18 protein-coding genes are annotated in these 17,994 nt (G+C 38.1%); 11 read left to right on the forward strand and 7 right to left on the reverse strand.

Translation table 11 applies throughout. From position 1 onward, the window contains the following. Positions 1-13: 13 nt before the first annotated feature. The 3 genes from preA (at position 14) to D1953_RS15845 (ending at position 3,122) form a co-directional block, all read left to right on the forward strand. Positions 14-1,300, forward strand: coding sequence for an NAD-dependent dihydropyrimidine dehydrogenase subunit PreA (gene preA / locus D1953_RS15835; protein ID WP_119118152.1), 1,287 nt, complete (start codon positions 14-16; stop codon positions 1,298-1,300). Between the two features lie 90 nt (positions 1,301-1,390). Then, positions 1,391-2,863 (forward strand): NCS1 family transporter, encoded by a 1,473-nt coding sequence (locus D1953_RS15840; protein WP_119118153.1) that lies wholly within the window; start codon positions 1,391-1,393, stop codon positions 2,861-2,863. Between the two features lie 22 nt (positions 2,864-2,885). Then, positions 2,886-3,122, forward strand: coding sequence for a hypothetical protein (locus tag D1953_RS15845; RefSeq protein WP_119118154.1), 237 nt, complete (start codon positions 2,886-2,888; stop codon positions 3,120-3,122). 142 nt (positions 3,123-3,264) lie between these two features. Here the strand turns inward: D1953_RS15845 and D1953_RS15850 are convergent, their stop codons facing one another. Next, positions 3,265-3,894 carry a homoserine/threonine efflux transporter gene (locus tag D1953_RS15850; RefSeq protein WP_119118155.1) on the reverse strand — a complete coding sequence of 210 codons (630 nt, stop codon included), beginning with the start codon at positions 3,892-3,894 and terminating at the stop codon, positions 3,265-3,267. Between the two features lie 141 nt (positions 3,895-4,035). Here D1953_RS15850 and D1953_RS15855 point away from each other — a divergent pair, with 141 nt between their 5' ends. The 3 genes from D1953_RS15855 to pepF all read left to right on the forward strand — a co-directional run bounded on the left by D1953_RS15855 (position 4,036) and on the right by pepF (position 8,389). Continuing rightward, positions 4,036-4,863, forward strand: a complete 828-nt coding sequence (locus D1953_RS15855) for a TrmB family transcriptional regulator (RefSeq protein WP_119118156.1) — start codon at positions 4,036-4,038, stop codon at positions 4,861-4,863. Positions 4,864-5,244: 381 nt separating this feature from the next. Further along, positions 5,245-6,456, forward strand: a complete 1,212-nt coding sequence (locus tag D1953_RS15860; RefSeq protein ID WP_119118157.1) for a competence protein CoiA — start codon at positions 5,245-5,247, stop codon at positions 6,454-6,456. Positions 6,457-6,583: 127 nt separating this feature from the next. Then, the gene (pepF, locus tag D1953_RS15865; protein WP_119118158.1) at positions 6,584-8,389 is read left to right on the forward strand and encodes an oligoendopeptidase F; all 1,806 of its coding nucleotides are present in this window, start codon (positions 6,584-6,586) and stop codon (positions 8,387-8,389) included. Positions 8,390-8,440: 51 nt separating this feature from the next. On the opposite strand, the gene D1953_RS21400 is transcribed toward pepF, so the two are convergent. The 5 genes from D1953_RS21400 to D1953_RS15885 all read right to left on the reverse strand — a co-directional run bounded on the left by D1953_RS21400 (position 8,441) and on the right by D1953_RS15885 (position 11,984). Next, positions 8,441-8,608, reverse strand: coding sequence for a hypothetical protein (locus tag D1953_RS21400; protein ID WP_182480650.1), 168 nt, complete (start codon positions 8,606-8,608; stop codon positions 8,441-8,443). A 567-nt stretch (positions 8,609-9,175) separates the two neighbouring features. After that, positions 9,176-10,075, reverse strand: coding sequence for a ClpXP adapter SpxH family protein (locus D1953_RS15870; protein ID WP_119118159.1), 900 nt, complete (start codon positions 10,073-10,075; stop codon positions 9,176-9,178). Then, a complete protein-coding gene (locus tag D1953_RS15875; protein ID WP_119118160.1) occupies positions 10,072-10,476 on the reverse strand; it encodes a globin domain-containing protein in 405 nt (134 codons plus the stop codon). Before D1953_RS15875 ends, D1953_RS15870 begins: the two co-directional genes overlap by 4 nt. A 277-nt stretch (positions 10,477-10,753) precedes the next feature. Beyond that, entirely contained in the window at positions 10,754-11,377 is a 624-nt protein-coding gene (locus D1953_RS15880) for a lytic transglycosylase domain-containing protein (RefSeq protein WP_119118161.1), read from the reverse strand. A 28-nt stretch (positions 11,378-11,405) separates the two neighbouring features. Next, positions 11,406-11,984: a CYTH domain-containing protein gene (locus D1953_RS15885; protein WP_119118162.1), complete on the reverse strand. Its 579-nt coding sequence runs from the start codon at positions 11,982-11,984 to the stop codon at positions 11,406-11,408. A 323-nt stretch (positions 11,985-12,307) separates the two neighbouring features. Here D1953_RS15885 and yjbM point away from each other — a divergent pair, with 323 nt between their 5' ends. From yjbM to D1953_RS15900, 3 genes are read left to right on the forward strand one after another with little or no spacing between them, the layout of a single operon-like run. Further along, positions 12,308-12,937 carry a GTP diphosphokinase gene (yjbM, locus tag D1953_RS15890; protein WP_119118163.1) on the forward strand — a complete coding sequence of 210 codons (630 nt, stop codon included), beginning with the start codon at positions 12,308-12,310 and terminating at the stop codon, positions 12,935-12,937. A gap of 40 nt (positions 12,938-12,977) precedes the next feature. After that, the gene (locus D1953_RS15895) at positions 12,978-13,772 is read left to right on the forward strand and encodes an NAD kinase (RefSeq protein WP_119118164.1); all 795 of its coding nucleotides are present in this window, start codon (positions 12,978-12,980) and stop codon (positions 13,770-13,772) included. Between the two features lie 15 nt (positions 13,773-13,787). Then, positions 13,788-14,690, forward strand: a complete 903-nt coding sequence (locus D1953_RS15900) for an RluA family pseudouridine synthase (RefSeq protein ID WP_119118165.1) — start codon at positions 13,788-13,790, stop codon at positions 14,688-14,690. Between the two features lie 87 nt (positions 14,691-14,777). Here the strand turns inward: D1953_RS15900 and prpE are convergent, their stop codons facing one another. Next, positions 14,778-15,521 (reverse strand): bis(5'-nucleosyl)-tetraphosphatase PrpE, encoded by a 744-nt coding sequence (gene prpE, locus D1953_RS15905; RefSeq protein ID WP_119118166.1) that lies wholly within the window; start codon positions 15,519-15,521, stop codon positions 14,778-14,780. Positions 15,522-15,629: 108 nt separating this feature from the next. On the opposite strand from prpE, the gene mgtE reads away from it, so the two are divergent. Together mgtE and fabI are read left to right on the forward strand one after the other, a co-directional pair. Beyond that, entirely contained in the window at positions 15,630-17,006 is a 1,377-nt protein-coding gene (gene mgtE / locus D1953_RS15910; RefSeq protein ID WP_119118167.1) for a magnesium transporter, read from the forward strand. A gap of 182 nt (positions 17,007-17,188) precedes the next feature. Next, positions 17,189-17,962 carry an enoyl-ACP reductase FabI gene (gene fabI / locus D1953_RS15915; protein ID WP_119118168.1) on the forward strand — a complete coding sequence of 258 codons (774 nt, stop codon included), beginning with the start codon at positions 17,189-17,191 and terminating at the stop codon, positions 17,960-17,962. Positions 17,963-17,994 lie beyond the last annotated feature (32 nt).

Below are 17,994 nucleotides of genomic sequence, written 5' to 3' on the forward strand. Positions count from 1 at the left end.
GGAGGGAAAAGTCATGGCAGAGTTACGTATTAATTTAGCGGGAATTGAATCACCGAATCCATTTTGGTTGGCTTCTGCTCCTCCAACAAATTCAGGGTATCAAGTTCAACGTGCTTTTGAAGCTGGTTGGGGGGGCGCTGTTTGGAAGACGTTAGGGGATCCAATCCTAAATGTTTCATCGAGATTTGCTGCCGTTCATTTTAACGGTCAAAAGGTGGCTGGATTTAATAATATTGAATTAATTACGGATCGTCCGCTAGAAGTGAACTTAAGGGAAATATACGAAACAAAGAAGCGATTTCCGAATCATGCAATCATTGCCTCTTTGATGGTCGAACCGAAGCAAGAGAAATGGCATGAAATTGTGAAACGAGTAGAAGATGTAGGTGTGGATGGTCTGGAATTGAATTTTGGATGTCCGCATGGAATGGCAGAAAGAGGAATGGGAGCTGCCTCAGGTCAAGTGCCGGAATTAGTAGAAAAACAAACCTATTGGGCAAAGGAAATGGCGAAAACCCCAGTAATCGTCAAGCTGACCCCTAATATAACGGATATTACCGTTACAGCGGAAGCGGCGGTAAATGGCGGTGCAGATGCGATTAGTATGATTAATACGATTAACAGTTTGGCCGGTGTTGACATTGATACATGGAATACAATTCCTCATGTTGCCGGTAAAGGAGCTCATGGAGGCTACTGCGGACCAGCGGTTAAACCGATTGCCTTGAATATGGTAGGAGAGTGTGCTCGAAACTCGAGAATTAACGTTCCAATTTCTGGAATTGGAGGAATCTCGAATTGGAAAGATGCCGTCGAATTTATGTTAATGGGCGCAACGGGTGTGCAAGTTTGTACAGCGGCTATGCATCATGGATTTAGAATTGTGGAGGATATGATTGACGGATTAAATAATTACTTAGATGAAAAAGGTTTAACTTCCGTCATGGATTTAGTTGGGAAATCTGTTCCTAAATATTCGGATTGGGGTGAACTTGATCTCAACTATAAAGTCGTAGCTAGAATTAACAATGACGTATGCATTAAGTGTAATAAATGCCATATTTCATGTGAAGATACGTCGCATCAATGTATCGATTTATTAAAGGATGCGAATGGAAACAGTCAGTTAAAGGTAAGAGAAGAAGACTGCGTTGGCTGTAATTTATGCTCGATTGTCTGTCCGGTTGAAGGGGCAATTGAAATGCTGGAGGTTCCGAGTGAACTGCCGCCTATGACATGGAATGAACATCAAGCGGTGATTGGAGCTGCTTCCGGTGCTATTGATCCCGTCGCTAAGTAAATAGTATAGGTCTATATTATCGGTTGAAAGAGTTAGAGTTTCTTATATAAAAATAAAACTGAAAATTCAAAAAAGAGGAGAGGTGTCGCCATGAAAAAGAATAGTAATTATTTAAAATCTCCTGATTTGCTTCCTATTTCTTATAGTGACAGAAATATAAGTGCCTTTGGATTTTCAGTGATTTGGGTCGGTATGGCTATTGTGTTAGCAGCCTTTGCTATTGGCGGTGCTGCTATAATCAATTTGCCACTTCCAATCGTTATCCTTGCCACTCTAGTTGGGTCTATTACAATCGGAATTTTTATGACAATTATCGGTGATATAGGAGTTGAACATGGTCTTTCCTTCCCTGTTTATATGAGAGCTCCATTTGGAACGATTGGTACGCATATTCCATCTATTATACGTGGAGTAACGGCCGCTTGTTGGTTTGGGATTAACACCTATTTTGGATCAACAGCTATCAATGGAATTTTAAACTTACTATTCGGTTTTGATAATTGGTTTATTTGCTTTCTGTTTTTTGCAGCTGCTCAGTTGATTAATACATCACTAGGGATTAAATCGATTGAACGCTTTGCCGATTTGGCTGCACCAGTTATCATTATCATTTCTTGCTGGATGTATATTGCTTTAGCTGATAATGCAACAGGGCAAGGAAAAGATATTTGGGCATGGGTGGAAAGCCCAGTAACAGGTGCTGCTGCGTTTACAGCATTTATGGTAGTCGTGATGGCAAATATGGGATTCTGGGCTACGCTTGCAGCGGATATGCCTTCCTTATCTAGATTTTTTAAAGCACCTAAAAATGAAAGAAACTGGTTTAAACGAAATAAAACGCAACTAGTTGGTTCAATTATTGTTATGCCAATTGTGAACACATTTATGGTTGTCATTGGTGCCGTTTGTTATATGGCGGTATCAACCGCTGATCCTGTCGTCGCTCTACAAGAAGCTGCAAATGGATTTATACTAGGAATCTTGCTGCTTATGATTGTATTAGCACAATGGTCGACAAATACTTCAGCCAATGTCATTCCTGCCGCGACGATCTTCTCCAATGTAGGCGGGCCAAAGGTTCCATTTTGGGTAGGTGTTATTATTGCTGGAATTATCGGTATACTTGCTCAACCTTGGAGTCTATTTGATATTCTTAATTCTGCTTTGCTCGTTATTGGAGGCATCTTAACCGCTATTGTTGGTATTTTATTTGCAGACTATTATTTGCTTCGAAAAAGACGTGTTAATGTGCACGATCTTTATGAAGTAGACGGACAGTTTAAATATATGAAAGGATTTAACTGGGCCGGAATGATTGCATGGATTATCGGAGGAGTCATCGCTAATTTATTACCAGCTTATTCTTCTTTAGTTGGGTTTGCCGTTGGAGCTATTGTTTATTATGTTTTAGCTAAGTATTGGTGGTTTAAAAAATATCCGCAAGCGGAGATTGAAGAGCCTAATGATGAAAAATATTTAGGCATAACAGTTGGGCGTGATTGGGAAATTGAGGTGGAGCCAGAAACGGTGACGGCACCTCAAGTTGTGAATGAAAAATTGTAGATGTACGGAAGGGGGAGGCTGTATGTCAGAGTATCAAGAATATGTAAAAGAACGAGATCAAATAGATTTCCTTATCCAAAATGGGTATAGGGTTAAGTATATTACCGAGAATTTGGATGGTGCTTTAGTAGAATTTGAAAAGAGTGAGAACTCATCTGAAAGAAAAAAGGAGATTCTAAACATTTTAACTCCTAATGCAAGAAAATATCTTTCTGCTAAGCTACTAGGACAACAAAAAGAAACTAACAGCGTTTTATAACAAAGCTTTAAATATAAAGAAAAGGGAGCTCATATTATACAATATGGGCTCCCTTTTCTTTGATTTTATTGTAGTGAGTAAATTCATCCTTGTCCTGTATAGTCGCTATCAACTTTGAATTTGGAGTGCTAATAAACGAAATTTAAATCCCTGTTTTAACACCAAAACCTACTAAAATTAAGCCAGTTGATTTTTGGAATACGTTCTGGAATTTGGAGTTATTCAACCATTTTTTTGCGTAATCAATTACATAAACAAGGGTTAGAAACCACAATACAGCAAGTAAAGTAAGGATTAATGCTAATACAATCAATTGCTGATTTACATTTCCGTTCAAATCGATAAATTGAGGCATGACAGTTATATAAACCAAAACAGTCTTTGGATTAAGAACATTACTAAGTAATGCTTGCATAAAGGACTCTGTATTATGCCGACCTGAAGAATTAGTAGGTGCATTCGCTTGTGCTTGAATTTCCTCTAAAGAAAACACACTTTTAGCAAAAAAACTTTTTATACCCAAATAAATTAAGTAAGCAGCTCCCAAATATTTGATTGTACTAAAGAGAATTACAGACTTTGCAATGACAACAGATAATCCAAGAATAGCAATAAGTGTCCAAAAAGAAAGTCCTGTTGCCATTCCGAGAACCGTATAACGTCCAGCTTTTGGACCATAGCGGAGTGTGTTTTTCACCAAGAGCATAGTATCTGCTCCTGGTATAACAACCATCATTGCAGCAATTGAAATGTATGTTAGTAAGCTATCCATGTTACTTCTCCCTTCTCTTTCTAATAGTGACTACCAAAGTAACTACTTATGTGAGTATATCAGAAGCAGTTGGAAACAATCAACAGATTTTGATAAAATATCAGTTACTAAGGTAGCGACTAATATTATGTTGGAGGGTTTATGAAAGAAGTCATTTTCGAAACATTAAAGAAGCTAAATTTTACCGAATATGAAGCGAAAGCATATCTTACCTTATTGGAGGAATCTCCATTAACTGGATATGCAGTAGCGAAAAACTCTGGTGTACCACGTTCAAAAATATATGAAGTTCTAGATAGTCTCACCGTACGAGGAGATATTTTGGTTAGTCCTGGAAACACGCCACAGTATACCCCTGTTCCTGCAAAGGAGCTAATTAAAAACCGCCGAAGGGAAGCGGAAGAGAATTTCGAACTGGCAGAAAAATCATTAGCGGAGTTCGAACGTTCTGCAAATGACCGTGAAAATATCTGGAATATCACGGGACGCAATGAAATACTCGATAAGGTAAAAGAGTGTATATTATCTGCAAAAAAAAGAATTCTCTTAGAGATCTGGAAAGAAGAATTCAAGGAATTGGAGTCTGAACTAAGACAGGCAGAAAAAAGAGGAGTCAACGTAACAATTATTGCTTATGGGGAAATCGACTCTGATTTTGCGAATGTTTACCTTCATTATATGGGTCATGAAATTACAGAAGAGTATGGTGGACGATGGATCGTTATTAGTGCAGATGATTCAGAAGTAGTAGCAGGTATTGTCTCACTGGGGAAAGATAGCCGTGCAGCATGGACAAGGCATGTAGGTTTAGTAATGCCAATTACAGAAGTTATGATTCATGATTTGTATCTCATGGAAGTCATGGAGAGACATAGAGACCTTTTAGAAGAAAGTTTTGGGGAAAACCTCGTGAATCTACGCCGTAAATTTTCCATTCACCCAGATTTTAAAAAACATTATGTAAAATAAATTTGTACTATTGTTTGTTTTATACAAAATAAGAAGAATAGCATTTCTTCATAGTAAATAGACTGTTCTTCTTTAATGGATGCTTACCTTCAATAAAGATTGATATATATAATGCTTAGAGCTATATGCTCAAAGCATTTTTCTTTGCTGATTTACTTTCCTAATTCCCTGCTAATTTTTAGGAGAAAGGCACCGTTAATTCGAGTTTTGTACTTCAAAACCGAATTCGAGAGGTATATAGGCATTTCCTTACTTGATAAATGGGTTTTTCGCAGCAATATTCAACAACTTTTTGAATGTTATCGAACAGAACTAATTTGTAGGGAAATAATGGATGATAAATGTTATAGTATGTATACATCCTATATAAGGAGGTAAAGTATGCTAACTGCGAAAAGCCGCGATGGGACGTTAATCACCTTGCCGGAAATACTTACAGCGAACATGCTCGCTTTGATTAAGGCATCCGCTCCCTACTATTGTCCTTGCTGTGCAACGGAGCTTGTCATTAAAGCGGGAGCTATGAAAATCCCTCATTTTGCCCACAAAAGTAACACCTCTTGTCATGCCTCATCAGAACCTGAGTCTCCCTATCATTTACTTGCGAAACGACAACTTTTTTCTTGGTTGAAGGAGCATGGTTATCAAGCAGAATTAGAAGCGTACTTGCCGGCTATTAAGAAGCGGGCGGATATTCTAGTAAAGGTTGAAGAACAAACATACGCCTTCGAATTTCAGTGCTCAACGATTAGCGAAGCTGTATTTATCGAACGAACAGAATCCTATAAAAGCATCGATATTATGCCAATTTGGATTTTAGCAGCGAAAAATATGAAAAGAATTGATGTTCAAGAGTTTCGACTATCCGCTTTTCAATGGCTGTTTGTAACAGGGGGCAGTGCCTATCCTTTTTTATGGACGTATTGTCCGGAGCGTAATCAATTATTTGCCCTTAAAGGAATCACGCCTTTTTCTCCTGCAACGGTGTTTGCAGAAATGACCGCTGCTCCGTTACAGTTTCTTTCACCTAAACACCTTATTCCTCGAATTCATGAACAGTTCCCATTTATTACACTATGGCGTTATAAACGGAAAAGCTGGTGCCTGCATCGAGCAAAAACGGCTAATCTACACGATTCACTTTTTCTCGCTTTATATAGAAATCGTTTAACCGCGGCAACATTGCCTATTGAAGTCGGAATTCCAGTGAAAGGCATGACGCTGATTAAGACGGCAGCGATTGAATGGCAAGCCTGGCTCTATTTAGATGTTTTGCATAAAAGGGAAGTAGGGCAATTCGTGCAATTACGAACGTTTCTGCAGTCTTTTCAAAAAAGAGTCGCGAAAGGTGTGATTGCATTAAGGACATTACCGCTATTAAAGCGTGATGCGTTGCATCCTGTTTATGAATACATCTCCTTTTTAGTACAAGCAGGTTATTTAACAGAGACGACAGCAGGCTGTTATAAGCTAACGAAAGAAATCACCATTCCCAAAACGATGATGGAACAGGAAGAGTTGGAAAAGATGTTCTATCATGAGTATAAATGGATGCTTGAGAAGAACAATATCATTTATAATGAAAAAGCTTGATCTACTTCGTGTCATAAGGGCATAAGAGCAGGAGTTTCCTAGTGAATGAAGAAATAGTTAGTATGGAGAAGCTATACATGATCAAGGATCCATATCGAGGAAGTACTTTTGAATGGAGGAATGTGAAATGACAAAGAATACATTACCATCACGCCAAGATATTGCGGTTGAGGATACATGGAGACTTGAGGATATTTTTGCATCAGATCAGGATTGGGAAGCGGCTTACCAGGAAGTAAAAGAAGAACTGAAGAAAGCGAATCAATTCCAAGGCAAGTTAGGCGAAAGTGCAGACCAATTATATAATGCGCTGCAATTTCAAGATAATGTGTTAGAGAAGCTAGGAAAAGTCTATGCGTATTCCCATATGCGTTATGATCAAGATACAACGAACTCTCTTTATCAGGGGTTTGATGATCGAGCGAAAAATTTATATGCACAAGCATCCAGTGCATTTGCTTATATTGTACCTGAACTGTTAAGCATCGAGGAAAGCACAATTTCTCAGTTTATGGCTGAAAAGAGTGAATTGAAATTATATGAACATGCGATTGAGGAAATTAATTTACAACGTCCGCATGTGTTATCTGCGACAGAGGAGGCATTGTTAGCTCAAGCTTCAGAAGTGTTTGATGCCTCTAGTAATACGTTTGGAATGTTAAATAATGCCGATTTGAAATTCCCAACGATTAAAGATGAAGAAGGCAATGATGTAGAGATTACGCATGGCCGCTATATTCGCTTTTTAGAAAGTACGGATCGTCGTGTTCGTCAGGACGCTTTTGAAGGAGTATATAGCACGTATGGCAAGTTCCGTAATACATTTGCGAGCACGCTGGCTGGGCAAGTGAAAAGCCAAAACTTTAATGCATCTGTTCGTAAATATGACAATGCCCGTCAAGCAGCTCTAAGCAATAATAATATTCCAGAAGCGGTTTATGATAATCTAGTGGAAACAGTGAATGAGCATCTTCCTTTACTACACCGCTATTTAGATTTACGCAAGAAAGTTCTAAAGCTTGATGAACTTCATATGTACGATTTATTTACGCCGCTTGTACAAGAAGTGAAGATGGAAGTAACGTATGAAGAAGCGAAAGACTATGTTTTAAAAGGTCTTGCGCCGCTTGGTGAAGATTATTTACAAGTTCTAAAAGAAGGATTTGAAAATCGTTGGGTCGATGTGCATGAGAATAAAGGAAAACGCAGCGGTGCGTATTCTTCAGGTACATATGGCACAAATCCGTATATTTTAATGAACTGGCAAAACAACGTGAATAATCTATTTACCCTTGTTCATGAATTCGGTCATTCTGTTCATAGTTACTACACGCGTAAATATCAGCCATATCCGTATGGAAACTACTCAATTTTCGTAGCGGAAGTAGCTTCGACATGTAATGAGAACTTATTAAATGATTATTTATTAAATACAATTGAGGACGAGAAGAAGCGAATTTATTTATTAAATCATTATTTAGAAGGCTTCCGAGGCACACTATTCCGTCAAACAATGTTTGCAGAGTTTGAGCATACCATTCACGTAAAAGCTCAAAATGGTGAGGCATTAACAGCGGATATGCTTACGGAAGAGTACTATGCGTTAAATAAGAAGTATTTTGGCGATAACATGGTGATTGATGAAGAAATTGGCTTAGAATGGGCGAGAATTCCGCATTTCTATTATAATTATTATGTATATCAATATGCGACAGGTATTAGCGCGGCTACAGCATTAAGTAAACAAATTCTTGAAGAAGGGGAGCCTGCGGTTAAACGATATATTGAATTCTTAAAATCAGGCAGCTCCGATTATCCGATTGAAGTATTGAAAAAAGCTGGAGTCGATATGACGCAAGCCGAGCCAGTTCGTGAAGCATTAAAAGTGTTTGAAGAGAAATTAAATGAATTAGAATCACTTTTATTAAAATAAAAACATAAAGCGAGGCCCTCTAGAACAAAAGGAGGGCCTCGTTTATTTTAGTTAAAACCCTTTAAAACGTTTACGTTCGTTCATATTATGTAAAAAGAGAAACAGAACAAACAATAAAATAGGGGAGGTAATATATAAAGGCATTAATTTCATAAATCCTAGCAGTTGGAAAAAGATAGAGAGGAATAGAAGGACAAATAAAATAATAAATTTAAACATTGTATGTCTCTCCTTTATCATATTAAAATAACATTTAACTTTATCTTCATATATAGTTAAATAATGGATTTAGAAAGCTTTATTTTACAGTTTATGTAGATAATAAATGAATATGATTATGACAAATATGTGAAGTTTCGCACATACTTATTGAAAAAACAGCATTTATCTGATATAGTACAGATATGAAATAAATCACTACAAACTTATACCCCTTTGTTTGCATGTGAAATTTCTCCCATCCCCTTTGTTCGTATGAATAGATAAAAAGCCATGTAAATCATAGATTTACATGGCTTTTTCGTTACATATAGCGTTTGTAAAATAGGAAGTAGAGAAGGAGACATACTGTTATACAATATATAAATATAATAAGTGAACGTTTTGTGAAATCGTGCACAAACTACTTGATAAACGGTCTTGTTTTCTGTTATATTTATTGTGAAATGAGTCACAAACAAACTTATACCTTTTTGTTTAATTGTGAAGGATTTCTCCTACCCCTTATTTTCTATACACTGGCCATGCATATAAAATGTATGGCTCTTTATTTGTAAAAAAAAGCAGTCATTCAGCTGACTGCTTTTTTGTATACTTCCAAAATGTCCCGTATTTAGCGGGAATTTTTTTAACGACTTGTTTGAGAACAAGTTTTTTCATTTCTCGTTCGACCGTGCTTTTATTCATATTATAGACAGCTTCAATTTCTTTTGTAGCGACCAATTTAAAGCAACTCATGAATTGTTCGAGAGAAGGGGGAGCGCTTGGTTCGGGCAGACCTTTTAACATATCATCCAAAATTTGAACGTATACTTCATAAGGATACACGCCCGATAGCTTAATGCCTTCTTCTTCGATATTTTGGTTGAAGAAGACTAATGATGGAATTTCTTGAACATCCATTTCTGTTGTAATTTTTAGATCGCATTGAAATCCTTTCGAAGCGCTTGATGAAGTGATATCATGCATGAATTCATTGACATCTAGTCCCACGCTTTTGGCACACTCCGTTAACACATCGATATTGGATATATTTTTCTTTTTAATAAAAATGTATTCTTGTAATTTTCTTAAAAAATGAGTAGCCAATTTTCTTCCTTGAAGTTCGGCTGCTTTTATCGCAATAGATACGATATGCGGGGAGGTGATAGGATCTTCCAACCATACATCACCATCACAAGACATGCCGGAACGGCTCGCTGTTTTTTCCCAAGCTTGAGCGATTTGTTCAAAACTTTTATTTTTCCCGATATTAAGAGAAGCTAGTTTTCCGCTTACTACATGTCGTAAGCTAAATAATTGACCGTATTCAATTTGTAGTTTTCGAATAACTGGTTCCAATCCCCAGCATTCAGGACAAAGAGGGTCAATAAACACATAAATCTCAATTGGCTTTTTTCCAATATCATAACAATGTTGTCGTTTACTCCAATCGGAAATGTTGAAAACGGATTTATGGACGCTCAACTGTCTTCTCCTTTCCCATCAGTGGAAGCTGTATTAACCATATGTTGTGCTGTCAAGAAGAGGCGATGATAGAAAAAATCACGAATTTCACCTTCAAGACCGATTTCATCCATGGCTTCATACATACAGGAAAGCCATGCTTTTGCTCGTTCTGGTGTAATTTCAAATGGAAGATGTCGAGCTCTTAGCATTGGATGACCATGTTCATCTGTATAAAGGGAAGGACCTCCCAAGTATTGAGTCATAAATTGTTTTTGTTTTCGAATGGTTTCACTTAAGTCATCAGGAAAGATTGGATGCAAATCGGGATGTTTTTGAACTTTGGAGTAAAATGCATCAATTAACCTGTGTAATTGCCCTTCTCCAATGGCTTCATATGGTGTAGGGTTCCCTTGCGTCATGCTGATTACTCCTTTTATGAAAAGATAATCCGACGTTGTTTTAGTTTAGCCGGATATTTAATCATTATTTTAACAATGGACACTTAATATCACAAATTTCTAGCTTGGTGAAAATTTTACACAGAAATGTTTGGAATTAGATTTTGTGTGATCGATTGAATTCAAACGATTATAAGTTTATAAGATTATTTCATATGAATGAGCCTGAAATCAATAACAGAATTTAACAGAAATAACGATAAAAAAGTCGACTCATTTCATAGTCGACTGTAAAAGCTTAGCTTAAATATGTATCCATGATTTTAGCTACATAATTTTGTGTTTCTTTAAAAGGAGGGATGCCACCGTATTTATCAACATTTCCAGGGCCGGCATTGTAGGCTGCTAAAGCTTTTTCAAGGTCCCCATCATACTTAGTGAGCATATTGCTTAAATATTTACTGCCTCCCATAATATTCTCTGCTGGGTCAAAAATGTTTTGCACCCCTAAACTTCTCGCTGTGGCAGGCATTAATTGCATTAATCCGCTAGCACCTGCATAGCTTTTGGCATCTGGATTAAAATTAGATTCTTGTTGAATCACAGATTTAATTAATTTCTCAGGCAGTTTATATAAAGCAGCAGCTTCTGTAATAATTGCATCATAATCTGTTTTTTTGTCTGGAGTTGAACTCGTTTGCGGAATTGCGTCAGATTGTGACGGCATGTGTATATTGTTAGAAAGCGTGCTCCATACAGAACCTAATGATTGAGTCGCCTTTTCTCCTAGTGTGTCACTTGACAGCACGTCTGTCAGCATATCTTGAAAAAGGGAATTAGAACTACTGCCTGTAGAATTCGTGCTTGAAAGTGATTGAAGAGCTTGTAGCTCAATAAGCGTTTTAATAGTCTGGACATTCATCCATTTCACCCCCATTTATGAAGCGAAATTATTCGCCAAAAGTTGCTTCGTAAAAGCGCTTAACTTTATTTTCGGTTTCTCGAAGCGGAATTTGAAGTGTTTCCAGCAGTTCCCTGAAAACTTTTTCTCCACTTTCTGCATTTTGCACTTCATATTCCAGTTCATAATCTTCTTTCCCTGCATAAAAACTATGGTCAACGACGAGCAATCCATCTTGAAAGGGGAGTTCAGCGCGATCTGTCCGCAATGAACCGAAGCATATGAAATCCGACGGGTTCAGCTTAGCTTGAATAATAAGTGCTTGTATAGGACCTTCAGGGAATAGTCCATCCTGTAGAAAAGCTTCGGCTTCTTGTTTAGATAATGCTTGGTTAGATTCTAATAAGCCTTCTTTTGCCGGCTGTTTTAAAGTGAGCTCATATGCTTCGTTTTTCTCGCGAATCCGTAGAGCGGAATATTGTTTTTTTAAATCAAAATCTTTCGTATCGAAGTAATGGTTTTGTTGCGTGATAAAAGAATCAGGTGTGATTTGGAAATGGTGTACAAGCTTCTCAAATGCTTCTTTAGAGAGCAGGTTTTTAAATTCAATTTCAATATGCTGGTCCATCTGTAATTCCTTTCTTTGAGCCTTTTTATTTTAATGATATAAGAACCAACTTTTCTGTCAAATGTTCTTCAATTATTTTTCCAGATAATCTTTCAATATTTAGGCATGACCTGCAGGATATGATAAAATATAATCGTTAAGTGGAGAAATAATGTCTCAGATTATGTAGAATTATGTTCTCCCGAAAAGATTCTAGAAGAGAAGGATAAATATACATATATATTTGCAGGCTTAAAAGTATTAGGCTGTTTGTGAGTGAATGATAGGGGAAACTGCTATAACAAATAGTAGATTTTGTTTAGAGAGAATTAGGTGGTGCAGCAATGGAACAATGGGATGATTTTTTGGCGCCTTATAAACAGGCTGTTGAGGAACTGAAGGTTAAATTAAAGGGATTGAGAGTACAATTTGAACGTGCACAAGTTCATTCTCCGATTGAATTTGTGACAGGTCGGGTTAAGCCCATTTCTAGTATATTAGATAAGGCTAGTCAAAAAAATATTCCGCTCGATAAGTTAGATACAGAAATACAAGATATTGCAGGGCTTAGAATGATGTGCCAGTTTGTTGATGATATTAAGCAAGTTGTCGAGTTGCTGAGAAATAGAAATGATTTTGAGATTATAGAAGAGCGGGATTATATTTCGCATCAAAAAAATAGCGGCTATCGTTCATATCATGTTGTCATTTGTTATCCAGTTCAAACGATTAATGGAGAGAAAAAAATCTTAGCAGAGATTCAAATTCGGACATTAGCCATGAATTTCTGGGCAACAATTGAACATTCTTTAAACTATAAATATAAAGGTGATTTCCCGAAAGACATTCAAATTCGTTTGAAGCGCGCAGCAGAAGCGGCCTTTTTATTGGATGAAGAAATGTCTCAAATTCGATTAGAAATTCAAGAAGCACAACGGCTTTTTTCTAGAAAAAAAGACTCAAAGGACCATTGATAGTTTAGTTAAACAAATATAACTAGTAGGGTGTGGATGTATGAAATTTGCAATTACTTCAAAAGGAGATACAAAATCGAATAATTTAATGCAGCGGATGAGAACGTATCTTCAAGATTTTAATTTGAAATATGATGAAGATCAACCAGACATCGTGATATCCGTTGGAGGGGATGGGACATTATTATATGCGTTTCATCGCTATAAAAACCGTCTGGATAAAACAGCTTTTGTCGGTGTTCATACAGGTCATCTTGGATTCTATGCGGACTGGACTCCTGATGAGATTGAAAAATTAGTGATTGCCTTGGCAAAAACGCCATTTCAAGTTGTTGAATATCCATTGCTTGAAACGATTGTGCGTTACCAGCACGGCGGACGTGAAGCAAGATTTCTTGCTTTAAATGAATCAACGGTAAAGAGCGTGGAAGGGACGCTTGTCATGGATGTAGAAATTCGCGGTCAGCATTTCGAAAGATTCCGCGGCGATGGCTTATGTATTGCAACGCCTTCAGGAAGTACGGCGTATAACAAGGCATTAGGAGGGGCTATTATTCATCCTTCTATTGATGCCATTCAAGTAACGGAACTTGCCTCGATTAACAATCGGGTGTTTAGAACGGTTGGTTCCCCATTATTGCTTCCTGCACATCATACATGTACGCTGCGTCCGGTCAATGATGTGAATTTCCAAATTACGGTCGACCATTTAACATTGCTTCAGGAAGATGTTAAATCGATTCAATGTCGTGTAGCGGATGAAAAAATTCGTTTTGCAAGATTTAGACCATTTCCATTTTGGAAAAGGGTACACGATTCATTTATTGCAAACTAAAGGAGTTTACAACCGATGTCTAGTCAATCATGTTTCTCCTTAAGCTGGACGGTCACAGAAGAAGAGGCAGCAAGTCTATTACGAGAATTTTTGATGAAGCAGGAGATTTCAAAAGCGGCTTTAACGGATATTAAATTTAAGGGCGGTAGAATCGAGGTAAACGGGATAGAAGTGACGGTAAGAGAAAAGCTTAAAGCGGGCGATCAAGTTGTTGTCACGTTTCCGAAAGAAGAACCGAGTTCAGGCTTGCGTGCCGAATCACTGCCACTCGATATAATTTATGAGGATGAGTATCTTTTAGTTGTAAAAAAACCAGCCGGCATGAATACGATTCCTTCAAGAGAACATCCATATGGAAGTCTAGCAAATGCTTTAGCAGGCTATTATAAGGAACAAAATATAGCGGCAACGATTCATATTGCAACGCGTCTGGACCGTGATACATCAGGTTTAGTTCTAATTGCTAAACATCGTCACATTCATCACTTGTTAAGCAAACAACAGAAGCAAGGGGATGTTAAACGACGTTATCAAGCTGTTGCGGAAGGGACACTTGCTCTTGAGCAGGGGAGAATTGAGGAACCAATTGGCCGGAAAACAACGAGCATTATGGAACGAGAAGTGCGTGAGGATGGACAATATGCGTGTACGTTGTATCGTGTTTTAGAGCGATTGCCTGACTATACATTTGTAGAACTTCAGCTGCTCACTGGTCGAACGCATCAAATTCGTGTTCATATGGCGTATATCGGTCATCCGCTCGCAGGGGATGACTTATATGGCGGGACGCGGGATAAAATCTCTCGTCAAGCCCTGCATTGCTATGCCTTAATGTTCACACATCCCGTAACAAGGCGCACGATGAGTTTCACGGAAGACCTTCCAGAGGATATGAAAATGTTAGTAGTAAAGAAATAAGTTCAACATAAAAAACTCGCATAAGCGAGTTTTTTATGTTGAACGGCGATTGATAGTCATGGAAAATTCTTATACTAACAGAGACTCTCAATCAAAGGATGTTCTGAATTTTTCTGGTACATAAGGCATGGTGGATGGCACGGAAAATAACTGAAACTCTGGATAGCGAAGGGCTGTTAATTTACCGCCAAAGACGCATCCTGTATCAATATTATACGTATGATTCACTTGACGGGCTTCTGGAACAGGTGTATGACCATAGATAATCCATGCATCTCCGTTGTACTGCTTTGCCCAGTCCCGCCTAACAGGAGAGCCATCCGGATGCTTAGCTCCGGATATATCGCCGTAAAGAACAAAGGTTTTTACTTTATGATGAGTCTGCCCGATATAATCTTGGCGGATGCCAGCGTGGGCAATGACGAGTTTCCCTCCATCGGTTACTTGATAGAGGGGAGCGTGTTCATATAAATCCATAAACTTTTTGCGGATCTTTTTTTGTTCCCGAGTGGATAAAGCTTTATATTCTGCAACAGTCGTTTCTAGGCCGTGAGAAATAGTTACTTTATTTCCTAAGAAATATCGATATAGTTTATTGCAATGGTTTCCAGGAGCATATAAAGCTACCTGGTGAACGACGACTAACTGATGAATGACGTCAATTACTTTTAGCGAATTGGGGCCTCGGTCTGTTAAATCACCGACAAAACCTAGAATTCGACCATCTGGATGAATCGGTACACCGCTTTCCCAAGAATACCCCAATTCTTTTGTTAATTGCTCCAGTTCGGTAAAACAGCCATGAATGTCACCAATTATATCAATTTTCATAATTCACATCCTTTGTTTCATTTGTATAATGTATATGGTATTAGTATAGTGTTTTTTTATGAATATAAAACATAGATTGATTTTTACAGCATGAAAGGAGGGCAAGGCATGCTAGTGGAGTTAGAGGAGAAAGAAGCGACATTAATTAACGTGGGCTTATTAATAGAGGCGTTAAAAACGGAAAATCTCGATCGATTTCGAGCGGAGTTTACCGAGCTTCATCCATATGATCAAGCCCAGTTTTATACGCATATTTCTGAAGAGTTACGTGCTGTTTTATACCGCTATGTTGCACCGAAGGAAATGGCCGAGTTATTTGAGAATATTGAGATTGATGAAGAAGATTATGAAAAGTTTTTAGCCGAGATGGATCCTGTTTATGTAGCAGATATGCTCTCGCATATGTATGCCGATGATGCGGCTGATGTTTTGCATGAGCTTAATGAAGAACAGGCTAGTAATTATTTAACGATGATGGATGATGAAGCGGCTCAAGAGGTCCAAGAGCTGCTTGGGTATAAAGAGTATACAGCAGGTAGTTTGATGACACCAGAGTTTATCTCTGTTGAAGCGAATGCTACCGTCTCCTTTGCGATGAAAACCTTAAAACAGGAAGCTCCAAATGCAGAGACGATTTACTATGTATTTGTAACAGATACTAACAAGAAATTACTAGGCGTACTATCTCTTCGTACTCTTATCGTTTCTCCTGATGATGCCGTAATTGAAGACTTAATGGATGATCGGGTTGTATCGGTTCTAGTAACAGAAGATCAGGAAGAAGTCGCTCATAAGATGCGGGATTATAATCTTCTTGCTGTTCCTGTTGTCGATGAAAAACATCATTTGCTCGGTATTATTACAGTCGATGATATTATTGATGTAATGGATGAAGAAGCCTCGGATGATTATTCTAAATTAGCGGGTGTGAGCGATTTAGATAGCGTGGATAAAAGTCCGCTTTCTGCGGCCAAAAAAAGGCTGCCCTGGCTTATTATTTTGCTGTTTCTAGGAATGATGACTGCAAGCTTAATCGGTCAGTTTGAAGAAACGCTCAGTCAAAAAGCGATTTTAGCCGTGTTTATTCCGTTAATCGGGGGGATGGCAGGAAATACAGGTACACAAGCCTTGGCTGTTGCGGTTCGCGGGATTGCGACAGGTGATTTAATACATGAAAACAAGTGGAAACTAGTTATGCGTGAAGCAGGAACAGGGTTGATTACAGGTGCTATTTGCGGCGTGGTTGTAACAGGCATTGTCTATGTGTGGCAGCAAGATTTACTGCTTGGGGCATTAGTAGGGGCTTCTATCTTTATTACATTAATTGTCGCGACACTGGCAGGTTCGCTCGTTCCTTTATTTATGCATAAAATGAAGATTGATCCAGCTGTAGCCTCAGGGCCTTTTATCACGACGATTAATGATATTATTAGCATTTTAATTTACTTCGGACTAGCGACAACGTTTATGCATTATTTATTATAGAGATGAAAGAACGAAGCAGGCTTACCCTAGAAGAGAAGGTAGGTCTGTTTGGCCTGTTGTCAGAAGATTGTTTAACAAAGCTAAAATATATAAAATAGTTTGTTTCTAGCTCGTCATTTGTTATACTGAGTTTAGTATCAGGTACTAATAACTTGTATTAAAATATAGGAGGTCATCAATTAATGACTTTTTCATTAAAAGGAAAAACATATATCGTAATGGGAGTTGCAAATAAGCGAAGCATTGCTTGGGGAGTGGCACGTTCCTTACATAATGCTGGCGCACAGTTGATTTTTACTTATGGTAAAGAGCGTACAGAAAAAAGCGTGCGAGAATTGGCAGCAACTCTTGAAGGAGCAGAGCCTTTAATTTTACAATGCGATGTTACACAGGATGAAAGCATTGCTCAGTGCTTCCAAACGATTAAAGAACAATATGGTGTCATTCACGGAATTGCGCACAGTGTAGCGTTTGCGAACAGAGAAGAACTGGATGGAGAGTTCGTTGATACAAGCCGTGAAGGGTTCTTGCTTGCTCATAATATTAGCTCTTATTCTTTAACAGCGGTTGCTAAGGCCGCTCAAGATATGATGACAGAAGGCGGAAGCATCGTTACGATGACCTACTTAGGCGGTGAGCGAGTGCTGCCGAATTATAATATCATGGGTGTTGCAAAAGCGTCTCTTGAAGCGAGCGTTCGTTATTTAGCTAGCTCTCTTGGTAAGCACAATATTCGCGTAAATGCGATTTCAGCTGGCCCAATCCGTACTTTATCAGCAAAAGGAATTCGTGACTTCAATACAATTTTAAAGAAAATTGAAGAAGAAGCACCGCTAAGAAGAACGACAACGCCAGAAGAAGTAGGCGATACAGCGCTATTTTTATTTAGTGAATTATCACGAGGAATTACAGGCGAAAACATTCACGTAGATTCCGGTTATCATATTCTAGGTTAATAAAGATAGCAGTCAAAAGAAAAAGGGCCAAA

The organism is Peribacillus asahii, assembly GCF_003570725.1.
In the GTDB taxonomy this organism is placed as follows: Bacteria; Bacillota; Bacilli; order Bacillales; family DSM-1321; genus Peribacillus; species Peribacillus asahii.